Below are 17,327 nucleotides of genomic sequence, written 5' to 3' on the forward strand. Positions count from 1 at the left end.
GCTCTAAGGCCTGTTGAGTTTCAGGATTCCATTGGTTGGGATTTTCTGATTCACGCTGCGGATGGACCGATCTGTTCTGACCGACGCCCAATGGGCGAGGATGGCGCCCCACTGCCATGGCAAGCCGGGTGATCCCGGGCGTAGCGGCGGCGACAACCGTCTATTCGTCGAGGCGATCCTGTGGGTCGTGCGGACAGGCAGTCCGTGGCGCGACCTGCCAACGGGCTTCGGCAACTGGAACACGGTGTTTCGTCGTTACCGGGATTGGGTGAAAGCCGATGTTTTCAAGCGGCTGTTCGATGCCTGCTCCGAGGAGCCGGACATGGAATATGCGATGGTCGATGCCACGATCGTAAAAGTCCACCGCCACGGACAAGGCGCAAAAGGGGGACTTGCAGCCAGGCCATCGGCCGCTCGAAAGGTGGCATGACGACCAAAATCCTCGCGCTGACCGACGCGCTGGGCAATCTCGTCCGCTTCGTCCTCATGCCGGGACAGCGGTTCGACACCGTTGGCGTCGAACCGCTGGTCAAGGGCATCGAGTTTGGAGGTATGATCGCGGACAAAGCCTTCGACAGCAATGCCATCATCGCCGACCTCAACGAGCGCGGTGCGCAAATCGTCATTTCCCAGCACCCACGCCGCGCCAGACCGATCCCTATCGACCTCGACATCTACAAGTGGCGACATCTCATCGAAAACTTCTTCTGCAAACTGAAGGAGTTCAAACGCATCGCCATGCGTGCCGACAAAACTGACACCAGCTTCTCCGCCGCTATCTACCTTGCCGCTGCCGTCATCAATTCACGGTGAACCTCAACAGACCCTAGTTCAGGTGGATGAAGAAACGGGGGTCACGTCAGTCCGAACGCTGTTGATCGACGAGAGCAATCAAATCCCGTCGATACTACGGCAGATCGCGGTTTCGGCTGCCGGGGCGGGACTGGCCTGGGCCATGCACCTTGTCCTGCGCCGAATTAGCCCGATCACGACCACGACCAGGTTAATCTGGATCGCCGGTCTCAGCATCCTCGCGGGATGCCTTTTCGCTCTCATCAATTCGTTCGCGTTCTATGTGCTTTCCTTATTCACCAACGAGCTATGCGTCGATGGAACGGTGTGCACGCCTGCGTATCTGTGGTTGGTTGCCAAGGAATATTCGGTCAACTTCTTGTTCGTGTTCGCCGCTTGGGGTCTGCTCTATCTCTGGCTGGAATCGGCTGCGCAGACCGCAGCGGTGGAACGCCTTGCCAGTCGTGCCCGCGAGCAGGCGAGCAGGCGAGGCTCGCCGAGATCCGCGCGCTTCGCTATCAAATTAACCCGCACTTCCTGTTCAATTGCCTGAATTCTCTGGCGACGCTCGTCAATCGTCGGGACGTGTCCGAGGCGGAGGGCATGATCGGCGAGTTCAGCGCCTTGCTGCGCTACGGGCTGGCCGCCGATCCGGTAGCCGAGGTCGAATTGGCTGACGAGGTGGACATGCAGTTGCGCTACCTCACGCTCGCGCGCCGCCGGTTCGCGCATCTGATGACGGTGACCATCGACGTCGACGATGACGTCCGCCACGCCCGGCTGCCTGCGCTGATCCTCCAGCCATTGGTCGAGAATGCGATCAAGCACGGCGTGGCAATGACGAGCGTCCGTGCTGCTTTAGATACGGGCGTTCCGGTCCGACGCGAACATGCTCGTCGTCCGGATCGAGGATGACGCGTGGTCTGGATCACCGTCGGACGAGCCGGCGACGCTGATCGGACTGGGCATCGGGCTTTGCAACGTCACCGAGCGTCTGTTGGCCCGATTCAGCAATGCCGGTCGACTGGTCGCGCGCACGCTGCAGCGCGGCGGCTTCCGATCCGAGTTTACAGTGCCGCTGGTGTCGTCGTGACAGCTGCGCCCTTCACGGCCGTCATCATCGAAGATGAACCTTTCGCGATCGAGGGCGTGCGCCGGTTCTGCGCGCGGTCCGGACAGGTACGGATCGTCGGCGAGGCGGTAGACGCGCCAACCGCGCTGGACCTGATCACCGAAACCCGGCCACAGGTCGTGTTCCTCGATATCGCAATGCCCGGGTTGAGTGGTCTGGAAGTCGCCGCCGAGGTGTGCGCGCTGCCAACGCCACCGCGGATCGTGTTCATCACTGCGCACGACCACTTCGCCAAGGAGGCGTTCGACCTTGCCGTCGTCGACTATGTGTTGAAGCCGATCGTCCCCGAACGTATCTGACGGACACTAGATCGTCTGACCGCAACTCTGGCGCAGGATTCAGCGATCGCCAGCGCCCCATTGGATTTCTGGGTACCATATCGCGGATCGGTCATCCGGTTGGCCACCGATCGGATCGAACGGATTGAGGCCGAACGCGACTATATCCGGATTATCGGCGAAGGCCGGTCCTATCTGCTTCGCGCGACTCTCGGCGATATGGAGAGCCGCCTCGCTTCACAGTCGTTCGTGCGCATCCATCGGTCCACGGTCATCGATCTGACGCGCATAAAGGGAATGCGTCATGTCGGCGCAGGGGCGTGGGTCGTCATCGACGCCGATGACACAGAAAGGCCAGTGGGTCGAAACTATTTGAGCGGGATTCGTCACCGCCTCCGGCTGTGAGCGTCGATCGAAAGTTACCCGGTTTTGCCAAGGCTGGTGCTCATCCATCTGACCGGATGCGCCTTCGCAGACGAGCCGGCGAAAGCCATGCGCCGACCTGCCCGGCCCGCTATAGCAGCAGGACCGATGTTGACACACAGCCTCAAGCCCCTCGACCGCGGCGGGACGCCGATCCCGCCTTCGTCATCATCATCCTCGATGGCGGTTCGTCCGGGCGATCGTCGCCAACCGGTTGAGCGCGGATCTCGCGCCTTGTCCTGCTGAGCGAAACGGGCAAGGGCTATGCGCCCTACGCCTCTGGACGGGGCTGACGACCGCGCCCTGCCTTGCGAGCAGGCTGGCAAGCTGCTCCGCATCCGCCATGTCGCCGTAAAGAGCGGTGATGCCCGGCAGCGTCGTGATCCTGTCCACACGACGCGCGATGGCGGTGACGCTATGGCCGCGGTCCGACCGTTTTTTCAGGATGCACGCGCCACCGTTTCCTGATGCGCCGATGAGGCCGATCCTGGCCATGATTCAGCGCTTCGAAAAGGTTCAGTGCGCCTGACCGTTCAGCCGTTCCAGTGTCGCGGCGAAGCGGTCGTCGCGCTCGGCGAAGCGCAGCGGATGGACGCGCTGGACCAAGATCTCGGCCGGGGTCGGCTCCTGCGCAAACAGCGCCATCACCTCGTCGGCGAATGCGTCGAGCGGCTGATAGCCCTCCCGCGTCGACTGGCCGGGGGTGAGTTCGGTCTGGACCGCGGGCGGCGCGAGCTCGATGACCTCGACCCGGCCGGACAGCGCGGCGCGCAGCGACACGGTGTAGGAATGCAGCGCGGCCTTGGTCGCCGAATAGGTCGGGGTCGCGACCAGCGGCACGAAGGCGAGGCCGGAAGTGACGTTGACGATCGCCCCGTTGCCGCGCGCGACGAGGTGATCGACCAGCGCGTCGGTCGTCCGGATCGGGCCGAGCAGGTTCGTCGCGATCGTCGCCTCCGCATCGCCAAGGTCGCGCGCGGTATCGAGCGACTCGACGCGCATGATGCCGGCATTGTTGATGAGGACGTTGAGGTTGGGGAAACGCTCCGTCACCGCGGCGGCGAACGCCGTGATCGCCCCCGCGTCATCGGCATCGAGCGTCATCGCGTGCATGTCCGCCCGCCCCGCGATCGTCGCGTCCAGCGTCGCCTGCCGCCGTCCGGCGACGATGACGGTGTTGCCCAGATCGTGGAACCGCTGCGCCAGCGCCGCGCCGATGCCCGATCCGCCGCCGGTGATGAGAATGGTGTTGCCGCTGTGCTGCATGGCGATGTCCTCAACCCGTCTTGCGGGCGTTGATGGTGATGTTGACCTTGACCGCGGCCGCGACCGCATCGACGCCGGCGAACTGCCCCTGCCCCACACCGAACCAGCGTCGGTCGATTGTGAGTATGCCGCGCATCTGGGCGGCGTTGCCGTTGATCGCCAGCTGGAACGGCAAGACGACCGGCCGCGCCACGCCGCGGATCGTCAGCGTCCCCGCCGCCTGATAGCGGTTGCCGCCGAGGCTCTTGAACGACTTGGACACGAAGGTCGCGCGCGGGAAGGCGCGGACGTTGAACCAGTCCGGCGTCGGCAGCGATTCGTCGCGCGAGGCATCGCCGGTCGCGGCGGAGGCGGTGTCGATCACCGCCGCGACGCTCGACCCGGCGAGGTTGGCGGGATCGAACGCGATGCGCGCGTCGAACCGGCGGAAGCTGCCGTTGATCGCCTGTCCGTTCATGCTGGCGACGAACGCGACCTGCGATCGGGCCTTGTCGATCGTCCATGACGGGGCGGGCGCGGCGATGGCGGGGGCGGCGACCAGGACGGCGGCCATGATGGGGAAGTAACGCATGGTTCGATTATCCTCGGTCTGCGGTCGGCGTGCTGGCCAGGCCCGGAACCATCCGGCCCAGGACGCCGTCACGCGTGATGAATTGATGCTTGAGCGCCGCCGCGACATGCAGCGCGATCAGCGCCGCGCCGCCCAGCGCGAGGTACAGGTGCGCGCCACCGCCGATCGCCTCGACCTGCGCCTTGCCGGCCGCATCGAGCGAATGGAGGACGCCGATGTGCGGCCACGGGATCGTCTTCCACAGCAACGTCGGGATGTTGTACGGGCTGACCGACACCATCGCCCAGCCGGTCAGCGGCATGCCGATCATCATGACGTAGAAGAACCAGTGGGTGGCGCTCGCGACGCGGTGCTCCCACGGCTTCATCGGCGCGACCGTCGGCGGCGGCGGATTGAGCAGCCGCCACGCCAGCCGCGGGACGCTCAGCACCAGCACGGTGATGCCGATCGACTTGTGAAGCTGGAACATGTCGAACTGCGCCATGCCCTTCAGATAGCCCATTCGCCAGCCGAGCAGCAGATTGGCCAGGATCAGCACCGCGATGGTCCAGTGCAGGACCATGGCGACGGCGGAATAGCGGGTGCGCATGGAGGATCCCTTTCCGAAGTGATGACGCCCCGCCCGGCCGCGCCGGACGGGGCATCGCGAGCGAACGATCAGCTCTTGTACTCGAACGCCGCGCTGATATTGATCGTCGTCTCGTCGCTGACCAGCGGCGCGTATTTGCTGACGCCGAAATCGGTCCGCTTGATGACGCCGCTGCCCTTGAAGCCGAGCGTATACGCCTTGTTCATCGGGTTGGTCGCTGCCGCGGTGAAGGTCGCGTCGAGCGTCACCGGCTTCGTCACGCCGTGCAGCGTCAGGTTGCCCGCGATCCGGGCGGTCGTCGCGCCGGTGCGCGTTACGGTGGTCGAGACGAAGCGCATCTCGGGGAACTTCGCGGCGTCCAGCCAGTCGGCGGAGACCAGTTCCTTGTCGAGTATCGCGTTGGTCGTCGAGACGGTGGCGACCGGCACCGCGACGTCCAGCTTCGTCGCCGCCACGTTCTTCGGATCGATCGTCAGGCTGCCCCTGGCGCCGGGGAAGGTGCCGAAGAATTCGTTGATGCCGAAGTGGTTCACCCCGAACCGGACCAACGTGTGATAGGTCTCGACGGTGTAGGTGCCCGCCTTCACGGTGGCGGGACCCTCGGCCGGCGCGGTCTGGGCCACGGTCGCGGTGGTCGCGGCGATGGCGGTGATCGAGAGTGCGGCGGCAATCAGTGTCTTCATGGCGGTTTCCCTTTTCGGCGGCGGATGCTTCGTAACCGGCAGCGATGCTATGGGGTATATGCTGGCGAAAGCGCGTCCCGGACAGACGAATAGTTTAAACCAGATCGTTCGATCGTTTCGAACAGTGCCGGTCTCGCCGGCCGGGGGACATGGTGCTCGAAGACCGGTCTGCCGAACGGATGCTATCGAGCGAGCAGCGACGAAAGACGCCGGTCCTTGTCCAGCAACACCACGATGTCGGCGCGTTGCCGTATCTCTTCGAGGATGTGCCGGGTCAGCCTCTCATAGTGGACGATGAAGCGGACGACCTCGGTATCCTTCATGACGCCCCGACCCTCGGCACCACTGCGTCGCAGCGCCCGTTCCTGCTCCAGTTGCCAGTCGAGCATCACGTCTCAGCCCGGCGCGGCCAACAGTATCAACAGGTCGATCCGCGCGAACAGTGATCGGTAGGGCTCTGCCAACATCCCGTTGACATATGCCCGCCATGTCCCGTCGCGGTCTTCCTCTTCCTACAGCCTGTTGACCGGTATGGCGAGCGCCGCCGCCGCCCGACACCCCCTTCCGCCGGGCGCCGGTAATAGGCGGCGATGTCCGCCTCCGGCACGCCGCCAGGCGACCGCGACCGGGTCATCGGCGCCATGACGATGCGGTTGCGGATCGGCAACGCGCCGATGGTGCCGGGCTGGAACAGGATGTCGGAACGGAGGTCGGTCATGCGCAAACTGCTTTCTGGAACAAGGGGGGAGCAGGGCGCGACCAGGCCGCGCGCGGGGGCGCTCACCACACCGCCATGCCGCCATCGACCTTGATATCGACGCCGGTCACGAACGAGCTTTCGTCGGATGCGAGGAACAGCGCGACATTGGCGGCGAAGCGCAACGCCGCCTCGCGCCCGATGCTGCCGCCGGAGCCGGTGATGATGCACGCCTTGTCCTGCAAACGTCCCGCCATGTCCGTCACTCCGAAAAAGGGTTCAGCCGACGCGATATTGTCCGCCGTCGACGACCACCGCCTGTGCGGTCATGAAGGCGGCGTCGTCGCTGGTCAGGAACAGCACCGGACCGACGATCTCGTCGGGTTCGGCGAAGCGCTGGATCGCCTGCGCCTGCCACACCGCGCGGCGGGCTTCCTCGCCCTGCGCCTCGGTGGCGACGGTATGCGTCAGTCCGGGCAGGATCGCGTTGCAGGTGATGCCGTCGGCGGCAACATCGTTGGCCAGACCGCGCATGAAGCCGATGATGCCCATCTTCGATGCCATGTAATGGCTCATGCCCTGCACGTTCAGGCCGATCGAGTTGGACGAGATGCCGACGAACCGGCCCCAGCCCCTGCGCCGCATCGCCGGCACGAACTGTTTGGCGGAGAGATATTGCGCGTCCAGATTGACCGACATCGTCCGGCGCCACGTCTCGAAATCGAGGTCGTCGATCGGGTGGTTGGGATAATAGGCCGCATTGTTGACGACGATGTCGACGTCGCCGAATGCCGCCGTGGCGGCGTGTTCGATCGCCGCCCAGCCCGCGGGGGTGGAGATGTCCGCTGCGACGCCGACGGCCGCTCCGCCGATCGTCGCGACGGTGGCGTCCGGCGGCGTCATGTCGGCGATCACCACGCGAGCGCCGCGGGCCGCCAGACCGATCGCGATCGCCGCCCCGATGCCTCGACCCGCGCCGGTAACGACCGCCACGCGGCCTGCATGTGTCGGGAAATTGTCCATCTGGCTGCCTCTTCGAAAGCTGTGAATGCGTTCCGGCATGGCAGTTCCCACGCTTTGAAAATGCCGGGAAGAGATCAAGTTTCGACGCTTGCGTTCGAGATATTCGGCAAGAGCCGGTACTCCATAGCGGCAAGACGTGACTCGCTCCGTGTTGCCTCCGGACGGCGATAGGGACGGATGCCCGGCGACTGGAAATCAGGACGGCATATGCCAAGAACCCGCAGTGCCGGTGGGCTGCGCGGTATCGCCCAGGCGATCGGAGCGGGTTAGGGATGGCCTGTCGTATCCGCTTCGGGCGTCGTGCGTCCAAGGGTGACGCGCAGACGACGTGCGTGGGATTGGCGGCCCGCCCACCTGTCGGACCGATGCCCGGCGCGATCGTCGGTCAAGCCGTTGGCTGCTCGTTTCGACAACGTGAGCAGCTTGGCGTGAAAATCGAAAGGTCGGCAATCGCCAGCCGGGTCGAGAAATCCGAGAAATTCGGCATGATCTGCGTCCTGGTCGAGGGTTGACCGGAGACGCTGCGTAGCATTTCAGCGTAAGGGTGGAATGGATGCTATGATCGACGATCTCGACCAATCGCTGCGCCGGCTGTCGCACGTCACCGACGATCCGCGCCTCGACGCGCTTGCCCCGACCGTGTTCGCCCGGATGCGGGCGGATGGCGCGGCGCGTGCGGCGGGCGTGCGCCTGGCCGGGGTCGCCGCGATCGGGGCGGTGACCATGGGGCTGATCGCCGCCGATCCGATCCCGCGTCCGCAGCCGGCGGCGACCTTCGCTGACGACCTCGCGCTCGCGCCGTCGACGCTGCTGGCCGGCCGATGAGCCGGACCCGGTGGACGGTTCTGGTCGCCATCGTCGCCTTTCTCGCGGCGCTGGGCGGGGTACTTGCCGGTCGCATGATCGGCGATCGTCCTTCGACGGCGCATGGCGGTGAACTTCATGCCCTGCTCCATGACGACATGCGGTTGACGCCCGAGCAGATGCGCCGTCTCGACGCGCTGGAAGCGGGGTATGCGACGCAGCGTGCGGCGTTGCAGGCGCAGATGCGCGCCGACAATGCGCGGCTGGCGCAGGCGATGGCCGCCGAGCAGGATGACGGCCCGCGCGTCGCCGCGGCAGTGGATGCGTCGCACAGGACGATGGGCACGTTGCAGAAAGCCACCCTCGCGCATGTCTTCGCGATGCGGCGACTGCTGCGTCCCGATCAGACCCCGGCGTTCGACCGGGCGGTGGCACGCGCGCTCACCCACCCCGCGCAGTGACCGCAGCCGATCCCGGCCCCGATGACGGCGACCTGGCGGCAGAGGCACTGGCCGGCAGCGAAGCCGCTTTCGCATCGCTGATGCAGCGTCATCGCAGCCGGGTGTATCGCCTGATCCTGAACAGCGTCGGCGATCCCGACGAAGCGCTCGATCTGGTGCAGGAGACGTTCCTGTCCGCCTATCGCGCGCTCGGCCGCTATGACGGATCGCGCCCGATGGCGGCGTGGCTGGCGACGATCGCGCTGAACAAATGCCGCGACCTTGCGCGGCGGCGGGCGCTGCGGCGCTTCTTTTTCGGCGCACGATCGGTCGATGAGATGGCCGACTCGATCGCGACGAACGGTCCCGATCAGGCAGTGGCCGCCGAGCAGCGACAGGAAACCGCCCGGCTGCGCGCTGCGATCGCGATGCTGCCTGCGACCCTGCGCGAACCGTTGTTGCTGTGCACGGTCGAGGAGATGCGGCAGTCCGACGCCGCCGCGCTGCTCGGCATTTCCACCAAGGCGGTCGAGACCCGCATCCGGCGCGCCCGCATCAGGCTCGCCGAATTGCTGGATGGTTGAGGGGGCGGTGCCCGTGCTGCGTATGACCGGATGGATGACGAGGATTTTTGCATGACGACGACGATCGATCGCCGCCGGTTGTTACGGGGCGTGGCGCTGGGCGGCGGCGCGATGACGCTCGGCGCATGGACGCCGCTTGGCGCACGACAGGCGACGAACGGCCCCGTGGTGTCGGGCGACCTGATCGAACTGCGGATCGGCCGGATCAACCGCATGGTCGATGGCCGCCCGTCGCGCAGCATCGGCATCAACGGCATGTCCCCCGCCCCGCTGATCCGCCTGCGCGAAGGGCAACGCGCGCGGATCCGCGTCGTCAACGATCTCGACGTAGAAACCTCGCTGCACTGGCACGGGCTGCTGGTGCCGTTCCAATATGACGGCGTGCCCGGCATCTCCTTTCCCGGTATCCCGGCGGGACAGAGCTTCCTGTACGATTTCCCGGTCCGGCAGAACGGGACCTACTGGTATCACAGCCATTCGGGCGGGCAGGAACAGGCGGGGCTGTACGGCCCGATCGTCATCGATCCCGCCGCCCCCGACCCCGTCGCCTTCGACCGGGAGCATGTCATCGTCCTGTCCGACCATAGCCAGTCGAGTCCCGCCACGATCTTTCGCAAGATGAAGCTGCAACCCGGCTATTATAACTTCCAGCGCCAGACGCTGGTCGGCTTGCTGGCGGGTCGCGACCAGAGCGCGAAGGACCGCGCCGAATGGGGCAAGATGCGGATGGACCCCGCCGATATCGCCGACGCGACCGGGGCGACCTATACCTACCTGGTCAACGGCCATGGTCCGGTCGACAACTGGACCGGCGCGTTCACCCCCGGCGAGCGGGTGCGGCTGCGGATCGTCAATGCCTCGGCGATGACGACGTTCAACGTGCGCATCCCCGGCCTGCCGCTGACGATCGTGCAGTCCGACGGGCTGAACGTGCAGCCGGTGACCGTCGACGAGTTCCAGATCGGCGTCGCGGAAACCTATGATGCGATCGTCACCCCCGGCGACGCGGCCTATACGCTGGTCGGGGAAAGCGTCGACCGGTCGGGCATGGCCCGCGCGACGTTCACCCCCCGCCCCGGCCTGACCGCGCCGGTCCCGCCGCTGCGGGCCCGCCCGCTCGCGACGATGACCGATATGGGCATGGGTGGCATGGGGAATGAAAGCAAACCCGGTCGTCCCGACCCGACCGCCGAACAGAATGCCTCGCGTCGTCTCGCCACGACGGCGCAGACGCAGGCACAGCCCGCACCGGACCACGCCGCGATGGGCCATGATGGCGCGGCGAGCGATGAAATGGGCGGCATGGGCGGCATGGGCGGCGGCATGGCCGAGATGGATCATGGCATGCGCGACTTCGCCAACGCGCCGGGCGTCGCGAAGACACCGGGCGTCCAGACGATCTCGCCGATGGCAGCCGACCGCACCGACTATCCGGGACAGGGGCTGGAGGATGCCGGCCACCGCGTGCTGACCTATCGCCAGCTGCGCTCGCTCGATCGTAATCCCGACGTCCGCGCGCCGGGTCGCCAGATCGACATCCACCTGACCGGCAACATGGAACGCTTCATGTGGGGGTTCGACGGCAAGCGGATGGTCGACACCCATGAACCCTTTGCTTTTGCCGAAGGGGAGCGGGTCCGCATCAACCTGATCAACGACACGATGATGGCGCATCCGATCCATCTGCACGGCCATTTCTTTGAGCTCGTCACCGGGCATGGCGACCATAGTCCCCGCAAGCATACGGTGCTGGTGCAACCGGGCGGGATCGTCAGTCTCGACCTGACCGCCGATGCGGTCGGCGACTGGGCGTTTCATTGCCATATGCTCTACCACATGCTCGCCGGCATGATGCGCGTCGTCTCGGTCCGTCCGCAGGGAGCCGCCGCATGATCCGCACCCTCGCCACGCTGCTCGCGCTCGCCGCTGCCGTCCCCGCCGTCGCGCAGGACCATAGCCATATGGACCATATGCAGATGCCGCCCGCGGCACCTGCACAATCCAAGGCGCAGCCGGCCGAGAAGACCACCGAACCGGCCTCGCCCGCCGAAGCGGGCGAACCCACCGGCACTGATCAGTCGCCCGGGAGCGCGCCGCCCCCGCCGGTCCCGATGCCGCATTACGCCGACCGCGTCTGGGGCGGCGATGTCATGGCCCGGTCGCGCGATGCGATGATGGCCGAGGAAGGCGGCGGCCAGCGCTTCGCCCAGCTCCTGTTCGACCGTGCCGAGTGGAAGGACGGCGGCTATGCGTGGGAAGGCGAGGGCTGGTATGGCGGCGACATCCACCGCCTCGTCGTCAAGAGCGAGGGTGAAGGCGGCGACCGCCTCGACGCTGCCGAAGTCCAGGCGCTGTATTCGCGCGCGATCGATCCTTATTTCAACCTGCAGGCCGGCATCCGGCAGGACATCCGCCCGACCCCGGCGCGAACCTATCTGACGGTCGGTGTCGAGGGCCTCGCCCCCTATTGGTTCGAACTGAACGCCGCCGCATTCCTCTCGACCAAAGGCGAGTTGCTCGGCCGGATCGAGGGCTATTACGATCAGCGCCTCACCCAGCGGCTGATCCTGCAACCGCGCGCCGAACTGAACCTGTCCGCACAGGACATACGCGAGACCGGTACGGGATCGGGGCTGACGAATGCCGAACTGGGCCTCCGCCTGCGGTACGAGATCGCCCGCGAATTTGCGCCCTATGTCGGGGTGAACTGGGAACGTCGCTTCGGCGATACCCGGCGCTTCGGCCGCGCGGCGGGCGAGGATAGCGGCGGCATCGGTCTGGTCGCCGGCATCCGTGCATGGTTTTAACCCCGCGCATTCGTCGTTAGAGCGCCCCGACCAACAGGGGAAAAGTCGATGCCGGTTTCCGACGCAGCGGGGTCGCCCGCCTATGTGCTGACGCTGTCATGCGCCGACCGCGTCGGGATCGTCGCGGCGGTCAGCGGGCATCTGGCGCGGATCGACGGCTTCATCCTCGACAGCCAGCAATATGCCGATCTGGAAGCCGGCCGTTTCTTCATGCGCGTGGAATTCGCCGGCGCCGGCCCGGCCTTTCCGGTCGACCTCGACGCACTGGTGCAGGGGTTCGCGGCGATCGGCGACGACTTCGCGCTCGACTGGTCGATCGTTCCCCTTGCCGAGCGGATGCGCGTGCTGATCGCCGTGTCGAAAGGCAGCCATTGCCTCAACGACCTGCTCCACCGGTGGAAGACCGGCGACCTGCCGGTCGAGATCGTCGGCGTCGTTTCGAACCACCAGTCGCTGCGCGCGCTGACCGAATGGCATGGCGTGCCGTTCCATTACCTGCCGATCGTTGACGGCGACCGGCTGGGACAGGAAGCGGCGATGCTGCGAGTGTTCGAACAATCCGATGCGCAATTGCTGGTGCTCGCCCGCTATATGCAGGTGCTCGGCAGCGACCTGTCGCAGCGGCTGGCGGGGCGCTGCATCAACATCCATCACAGCTTCCTGCCGAGCTTCAAGGGCGCCCGCCCCTATGCCCGCGCGCATGAGCGCGGCGTCAAGCTGATCGGCGCGACGGCCCATTATGTCACCGGCGATCTCGACGAAGGCCCGATCATCGAACAGGCGGTCGAACGTGTCGACCACCGCGACACCGAAGCCGATTTGATCCGCATCGGCCGCGATGTCGAGGCGCAGGTGCTGGCCCGCGCCGTCCGCTGGGCAGCGGAACGGCGGGTGTTTTTGAACGGTCACCGGACGGTGGTGTTTCGATAAGGTCCGATGTGCCCCGAACCGTTCGCGCCAGCAGGGCCTGAGCCCTCGGGACGAACGGTTCAGTTTGCGAACGATCGTCCTACTCCCCGTCGGGCTTTGCCATGTTCGTGTGCATCTTCGCCAGCACGCTGTCCGGCGTGATATGGCTGATCGCGGCTTGCAGCTTGTTCTTCGCCCCCGACACGACATGCGCCGATCCGGCCATCACCGCGTCCCAGCCATTACGCGCAGTCTTCGCCGGATCTTCCTTCGAATCATCCTTGCCGACCGGTGTATCCATCATGCCGGCACGTTCGAAGAAGCGGGTATCCGTCGGCCCCGGCATCAGCACCGTGATCGTCACCCCGCTGTCCTTCAACTCCTCGCGCAGGGCATAGGCGAAGCTGTCGAGATACGCCTTGGTCGCGTTGTATACCGCCTGATAGCTGCCAGGGATCAGGCCGGCGATCGATCCGGTGATGAGGATGCGCCCCTCGCCCCGCGCCGCCATGTCGCGCGCCACCTTTTGCAGCAGGTACGTCGTGCCGGTGACGTTGGTATCGATGACCCGACGCCACGCCGACACGTCCTGCTCGATGAACGCATGACCCAAACCGCGCCCGGCATTGGCAATCAGCAGGTCGACCGGCCGCCCGGCCACCTCGTCCAGCAACCGGTCGTTGCCCTCGAACGTCGCCAGATCGGCCTCGACCGCCCACACTGCTCCCCCACCGAAATCGTCGGCGGCAACGGTGATCTGCGGTTCGTCGGCAACGACGATCAGATCATAGCCTTCCGCCCCCGCGATCTTTGCCAGTTCATACCCGATCCCGGTCGAGGCACCGGTGATTACTGCCAGTTTGTTCGCCATCACGCTTCTCCCGTCGCGGCGGCCTTTGCCCAGTCGGGCTTCAGCACGACCTTGGTGCAGACATTCTGTTCGTCGTGGAATTTCTGGTAGCCCCTGGGCGCATCCTCCAGCGCCATCCGGTCGGAAATCATGAAGGTCGTGTCGATCTTGTCCTCCATGATGGCAGCCAACAGGCCCGGCAGATAGCGCTGCACATGGGTCTGCCCGGTCTTGAGCGTCAGCCCCTTTTCCATCAGCGCACCGAACGGAAATTTGTCGATCAATCCGCCATAGACGCCCGGCACCGAGACCCGTCCGCCCTTGCGGCAAGCGACGATCGCCTGACGCAAGGCATGCGGTCGATCGGTGCCGAGAAAGGTCGATGCCTTGATCTGGTCGACGATATTGTCGACGAACATCCCATGGCTTTCGAGGCCGACACTGTCGATCACCGCATCGGGACCGATCCCGCCGGTCATCGTCATCAGCGCATCGTAGATATCGGTTTCCTCGAAATTGAGGACCTCCGCCCCTAATCCCTTGGCCAGTGAGAGGCGGTGCGGGAAGTGATCGATCGCGATCACCCGGTGCGCACCCATCAGCAACGCCGACTGGATCGCGAACAGCCCGACCGGGCCGCATCCCCAGACCGCCACGATATCGCCGTCCTCGATATCGGCATTTTCTGCCGCCATCCATCCGGTCGGCAGGATGTCGGACAGGAACAGCACCTTATCGTCCTCGACCCCGTCGGGGATCACGATCGGCCCGACATCGCTGAACGGGACACGGACATATTCCGCCTGTCCGCCGGGATAGCCGCCGGTCATATGGCTGTATCCGAACAGAGCCGACCCGACCTGTCCCCACAATTCCTGCGCAATATCCTGATTGTCGGCAGGGTTGCCGTTGTCGCAACCCGAATATTGCTGCTTCGAACAATGGTAGCAGCTGCCACAGGCGATAACGAAGGGCACGACGACGCGCTGACCCTTCTTCAGCGTGGATTTCGGCCCCGTCTCGACGACTTCGCCCATGAATTCGTGGCCGAGTATATCGCCGGCCTTCATCGTCGGGATATAGCCGTCATACAGGTGCAGGTCAGACCCGCAGATTGCGGTCGACGTGATCTTGATGATCGCATCGCGTGGGTTGATGATCTCGGGATCGGGAACGGTATCGACGCGGACGTCGTGCTTGCCGTGCCAGGTAAGTGCGCGCATCGCCGGCTCCTTCTTTTAAGACTTGGGTTCGCGGTTGGGCGGCGTGGTCGTCGCGATCTCGCCGGTTTCCATCAGCTGCTTGAACCGGCGCAGATCACGGCGCGACTGGATCGCCGGTTCCTTCTGCGTCACCTTGGCAACCAGCTTGCCGAAAATGCCGGCGAGTGGAGAATAGGCGATCATTGACGTGACCACCGTGCCGCGTCCGGGGGCCGCTTCGTGAAACGATACCCAGCCGCTGTTCGGCACGTCGCTATTTTCGGCGCGCCAGCCGATACGTTCGCCATCAACATCTTCGGTAACGATGGCGTCCCATTCGTACTGCCCGTTGGGGCCGGCTACCGTCCAGTGCGATCGGTCGCGATCGTGCACCTCGATCGCCTGAACATTCTGCATGAACGTCGCCAGATTCTGGAAGTCGCGCCAATAGGCATAGAGTTCGCCGGCCGGTCGGTTGATGGTCACCGCAACGCCGGACACCGACGACTCGCCGTTCGGTGCGGCCTCGCCGCGTTCGGCCCCGTCCTTCGATGTGAAGGCAGGCGCATCGTCCCGTTCGATATCATCGGGGTGTTCGCTTCGGGCCATGGTCATGCTCTCCTGTCCGCCGAACCCAGCGGCCCGGCGAATTGATCCATGTTAAATATTTGTTCTAGCTGCGGTTTTTAACCACCGCATCCTCAACCACTGTCGCCCAGCCCTGTTCCGGGCCAACTGCCACTTTACCGGTCAACGGTACGGATTTGCAGACGGGGCGCGCCGCGCTATGCGATCGGCCATGCATGGTGCCCCGCTCACGCTTCACAATTCGCTGACTCGCAGCCTCCAGCGGTTCGAACCGCTCGACCCGGTAAAGGGCGTGCGCGTCTATTCGTGCGGGCCGACCGTCTACAACTATGCCCATATCGGCAATCTGCGCGCGTACGTCTTCACCGATACGCTCAGCCGGGTGTTGCGGTGGAAAGGCTATGCGCTCACCCATGTCATCAACATCACCGATGTCGGCCATCTGACCTCCGACGCCGATGCCGGTGACGACAAGATGGAGGCGGCGGCAAAGGCGCGCGCCCAGTCGATCTGGGACATCGCCGCGCACTACACCGCCGCGTTCAAGGGCAATCTGGGCGACCTCAACATCGACGACCCGACGCGCTGGTCGGTGGCGACCGATCACATCGCCGAGATGATCGCCTTTGCCGAACGCATCGCACCCGAGCATTGCTACGAACTCGACAGCGGTCTCTATTTCGACAGCAGCAGCGTGCCGAACTATGGCGCGCTGGCCGGCGGGCACGACGATGCCGGCGAAGGCCGCATCGATCCCGTCGCGGGCAAGCGCCATCCGCAGGACTTCGCCATCTGGCGCAAGACCCCGCCGGGCGAGACGCGGCAGATGGAATGGGACTCACCCTGGGGAAAGGGCGCGCCGGGCTGGCATCTCGAATGCTCGGTGATGAGCCTCAAATATCTGGGGGCGCCGTTCGACATCCACACCGGCGGCATCGACCATCGCGAAATCCACCACCCGAACGAAATCGCCCAGAACCAGGCCTATTGCGGTTGCGCCGACAGCGGTGCCGCCTTCTGGATGCATAACAACTTCCTCGTCGAACGCTCCGGCAAGATGTCGAAGTCGAAGGGCGTGTTCACCACCCTCCAGACGCTGATCGACGGCGGCGTCCATCCGCTCGCCTATCGGATGATGTGCCTGTCGGCGCAGTATCGTTCCGAACTGGAATTTTCGGCCGACAATCTGGTCGCGGCGCTGACCCGGCTGAAGCGGCTGGCGATGACCGTCGTCGCCCTGCGTACCCGCGCGTCGGGTACCGGCGATGCGACGAAGGCGGCGGCCTATCGCGAACGCCTCGATGCGGCCGTTTCCGACGACCTCAATACGCCGCGCGCGCTGCCGGTGCTCGACGAGCTGCTCGCCGACAAGAAGCTGACGCCTGCCGACCGGCTGGCGGCGCTCGTCGATTTCGACGCGGTGCTGGGCCTCGGTCTCGCCACCCTCGAACGCGCCGACCTGCGTGTCCGTCCGGCCGGTGCGATCATCGACGCCGACGCGATCGAAGCCCGCCTGTCCGACCGCCGCGAAGCCCGCGCTGCGAAGGATTTCGCGAAGGGCGACGCGATCCGCGACGAACTGACCGCCGCGGGCGTGGAGGTCATGGACGGCGACCCGCTCGGCTGGGACTGGCGGCCGACGCTGGGATAGCATCCGCTAACCCCTTGCTCCCGGCCCCGCTTCGCCTT

General features: G+C 65.3%; 24 protein-coding genes and 2 pseudogenes. 14 read left to right on the top strand and 12 right to left on the bottom strand.

Annotated elements, in window-relative coordinates; all coding sequences use genetic code 11:
• The first annotated feature begins 100 nt into the window (after positions 1-100).
• The 6 genes and pseudogenes from ASE90_RS18840 to ASE90_RS00035 all read left to right on the top strand — a co-directional run bounded on the left by ASE90_RS18840 (position 101) and on the right by ASE90_RS00035 (position 2,607).
• Positions 101-813: pseudogene (locus ASE90_RS18840) on the top strand (IS5 family transposase).
• A 61-nt stretch (positions 814-874) separates the two neighbouring features.
• On the top strand, positions 875-1,345 hold the full coding sequence (locus tag ASE90_RS20410; protein WP_055994293.1) for a hypothetical protein: 471 nt from the start codon (positions 875-877) through the stop codon (positions 1,343-1,345).
• On the top strand, positions 1,342-1,707 hold the full coding sequence (locus ASE90_RS20415) for a histidine kinase (RefSeq protein ID WP_235531660.1): 366 nt from the start codon (positions 1,342-1,344) through the stop codon (positions 1,705-1,707). The genes ASE90_RS20410 and ASE90_RS20415 overlap by 4 nt, the downstream gene beginning before the upstream one ends.
• Positions 1,682-1,885 (top strand): hypothetical protein, encoded by a 204-nt coding sequence (locus ASE90_RS20090; RefSeq protein WP_055994299.1) that lies wholly within the window; start codon positions 1,682-1,684, stop codon positions 1,883-1,885. Before ASE90_RS20415 ends, ASE90_RS20090 begins: the two co-directional genes overlap by 26 nt.
• Entirely contained in the window at positions 1,882-2,223 is a 342-nt protein-coding gene (locus tag ASE90_RS00030; RefSeq protein ID WP_055994302.1) for a response regulator, read from the top strand. The genes ASE90_RS20090 and ASE90_RS00030 overlap by 4 nt, the downstream gene beginning before the upstream one ends.
• 99 nt (positions 2,224-2,322) lie before the next feature.
• The gene (locus ASE90_RS00035; RefSeq protein WP_162235034.1) at positions 2,323-2,607 is read left to right on the top strand and encodes a LytTR family DNA-binding domain-containing protein; all 285 of its coding nucleotides are present in this window, start codon (positions 2,323-2,325) and stop codon (positions 2,605-2,607) included.
• 189 nt (positions 2,608-2,796) lie between these two features.
• On the opposite strand, the gene ASE90_RS18850 is transcribed toward ASE90_RS00035, so the two are convergent.
• From ASE90_RS18850 to ASE90_RS00065, 9 genes and pseudogenes are all read right to left on the bottom strand, one after another.
• Entirely contained in the window at positions 2,797-3,120 is a 324-nt protein-coding gene (locus tag ASE90_RS18850) for an NAD(P)H-binding protein (protein WP_082449228.1), read from the bottom strand.
• Between the two features lie 21 nt (positions 3,121-3,141).
• Positions 3,142-3,891 (bottom strand): SDR family oxidoreductase, encoded by a 750-nt coding sequence (locus ASE90_RS00040; RefSeq protein ID WP_055994308.1) that lies wholly within the window; start codon positions 3,889-3,891, stop codon positions 3,142-3,144.
• Positions 3,892-3,901: 10 nt separating this feature from the next.
• Positions 3,902-4,462: a YceI family protein gene (locus tag ASE90_RS00045; RefSeq protein WP_162235035.1), complete on the bottom strand. Its 561-nt coding sequence runs from the start codon at positions 4,460-4,462 to the stop codon at positions 3,902-3,904.
• Between the two features lie 7 nt (positions 4,463-4,469).
• Complete coding sequence (locus ASE90_RS00050; protein ID WP_055994314.1) at positions 4,470-5,051, bottom strand: cytochrome b; 582 nt, start codon at positions 5,049-5,051, stop codon at positions 4,470-4,472.
• Between the two features lie 68 nt (positions 5,052-5,119).
• Positions 5,120-5,734 carry a YceI family protein gene (locus ASE90_RS00055; protein WP_055994316.1) on the bottom strand — a complete coding sequence of 205 codons (615 nt, stop codon included), beginning with the start codon at positions 5,732-5,734 and terminating at the stop codon, positions 5,120-5,122.
• A gap of 182 nt (positions 5,735-5,916) precedes the next feature.
• Positions 5,917-6,123 (bottom strand): hypothetical protein, encoded by a 207-nt coding sequence (locus tag ASE90_RS18855; protein ID WP_082449232.1) that lies wholly within the window; start codon positions 6,121-6,123, stop codon positions 5,917-5,919.
• 161 nt (positions 6,124-6,284) lie between these two features.
• A pseudogene (locus tag ASE90_RS19420) lies at positions 6,285-6,452 on the bottom strand (12-oxophytodienoate reductase); the annotation flags it as partial.
• 62 nt (positions 6,453-6,514) lie between these two features.
• A complete protein-coding gene (locus ASE90_RS18865) occupies positions 6,515-6,688 on the bottom strand; it encodes an SDR family oxidoreductase (protein WP_082449236.1) in 174 nt (57 codons plus the stop codon).
• Between the two features lie 22 nt (positions 6,689-6,710).
• Entirely contained in the window at positions 6,711-7,424 is a 714-nt protein-coding gene (locus ASE90_RS00065; RefSeq protein ID WP_235531596.1) for an SDR family NAD(P)-dependent oxidoreductase, read from the bottom strand.
• 395 nt (positions 7,425-7,819) lie between these two features.
• Here ASE90_RS00065 and ASE90_RS19425 point away from each other — a divergent pair, with 395 nt between their 5' ends.
• The 7 genes from ASE90_RS19425 to purU are packed head-to-tail and all read left to right on the top strand — an operon-like array spanning position 7,820 to position 13,019.
• The gene (locus tag ASE90_RS19425; protein WP_156361352.1) at positions 7,820-7,966 is read left to right on the top strand and encodes a hypothetical protein; all 147 of its coding nucleotides are present in this window, start codon (positions 7,820-7,822) and stop codon (positions 7,964-7,966) included.
• A 46-nt stretch (positions 7,967-8,012) separates the two neighbouring features.
• Positions 8,013-8,279, top strand: a complete 267-nt coding sequence (locus ASE90_RS00070; RefSeq protein WP_156357672.1) for a hypothetical protein — start codon at positions 8,013-8,015, stop codon at positions 8,277-8,279.
• Positions 8,276-8,719, top strand: a complete 444-nt coding sequence (locus tag ASE90_RS00075) for a Spy/CpxP family protein refolding chaperone (RefSeq protein ID WP_055994326.1) — start codon at positions 8,276-8,278, stop codon at positions 8,717-8,719. Before ASE90_RS00070 ends, ASE90_RS00075 begins: the two co-directional genes overlap by 4 nt.
• Positions 8,716-9,282 (top strand): RNA polymerase sigma factor, encoded by a 567-nt coding sequence (locus ASE90_RS00080; RefSeq protein WP_055994329.1) that lies wholly within the window; start codon positions 8,716-8,718, stop codon positions 9,280-9,282. The genes ASE90_RS00075 and ASE90_RS00080 overlap by 4 nt, the downstream gene beginning before the upstream one ends.
• A 51-nt stretch (positions 9,283-9,333) precedes the next feature.
• Positions 9,334-11,175: a copper resistance system multicopper oxidase gene (locus tag ASE90_RS00085; protein ID WP_055996933.1), complete on the top strand. Its 1,842-nt coding sequence runs from the start codon at positions 9,334-9,336 to the stop codon at positions 11,173-11,175.
• On the top strand, positions 11,172-12,089 hold the full coding sequence (locus ASE90_RS00090) for a copper resistance protein B (RefSeq protein ID WP_055994331.1): 918 nt from the start codon (positions 11,172-11,174) through the stop codon (positions 12,087-12,089). The genes ASE90_RS00085 and ASE90_RS00090 overlap by 4 nt, the downstream gene beginning before the upstream one ends.
• A 48-nt stretch (positions 12,090-12,137) precedes the next feature.
• The gene (gene purU, locus ASE90_RS00095; protein ID WP_055994334.1) at positions 12,138-13,019 is read left to right on the top strand and encodes a formyltetrahydrofolate deformylase; all 882 of its coding nucleotides are present in this window, start codon (positions 12,138-12,140) and stop codon (positions 13,017-13,019) included.
• A gap of 79 nt (positions 13,020-13,098) precedes the next feature.
• Here the strand turns inward: purU and ASE90_RS00100 are convergent, their stop codons facing one another.
• From ASE90_RS00100 to ASE90_RS00110, 3 genes are read right to left on the bottom strand one after another with little or no spacing between them, the layout of a single operon-like run.
• Entirely contained in the window at positions 13,099-13,869 is a 771-nt protein-coding gene (locus ASE90_RS00100; protein ID WP_055994337.1) for an SDR family NAD(P)-dependent oxidoreductase, read from the bottom strand.
• Entirely contained in the window at positions 13,869-15,071 is a 1,203-nt protein-coding gene (locus ASE90_RS00105; protein ID WP_055994341.1) for a zinc-dependent alcohol dehydrogenase, read from the bottom strand. The genes ASE90_RS00100 and ASE90_RS00105 overlap by 1 nt, the downstream gene beginning before the upstream one ends.
• 15 nt (positions 15,072-15,086) lie before the next feature.
• Positions 15,087-15,659: an SRPBCC family protein gene (locus tag ASE90_RS00110; protein ID WP_055996936.1), complete on the bottom strand. Its 573-nt coding sequence runs from the start codon at positions 15,657-15,659 to the stop codon at positions 15,087-15,089.
• Between the two features lie 190 nt (positions 15,660-15,849).
• Between ASE90_RS00110 and cysS the strand changes: the two genes are divergently transcribed.
• Complete coding sequence (gene cysS, locus ASE90_RS00115; RefSeq protein ID WP_055994344.1) at positions 15,850-17,289, top strand: cysteine--tRNA ligase; 1,440 nt, start codon at positions 15,850-15,852, stop codon at positions 17,287-17,289.
• Positions 17,290-17,327 lie beyond the last annotated feature (38 nt).

Source organism: Sphingomonas sp. Leaf67 (assembly GCF_001421965.1).
Lineage (GTDB): Bacteria > Pseudomonadota > Alphaproteobacteria > Sphingomonadales > Sphingomonadaceae > Sphingomonas.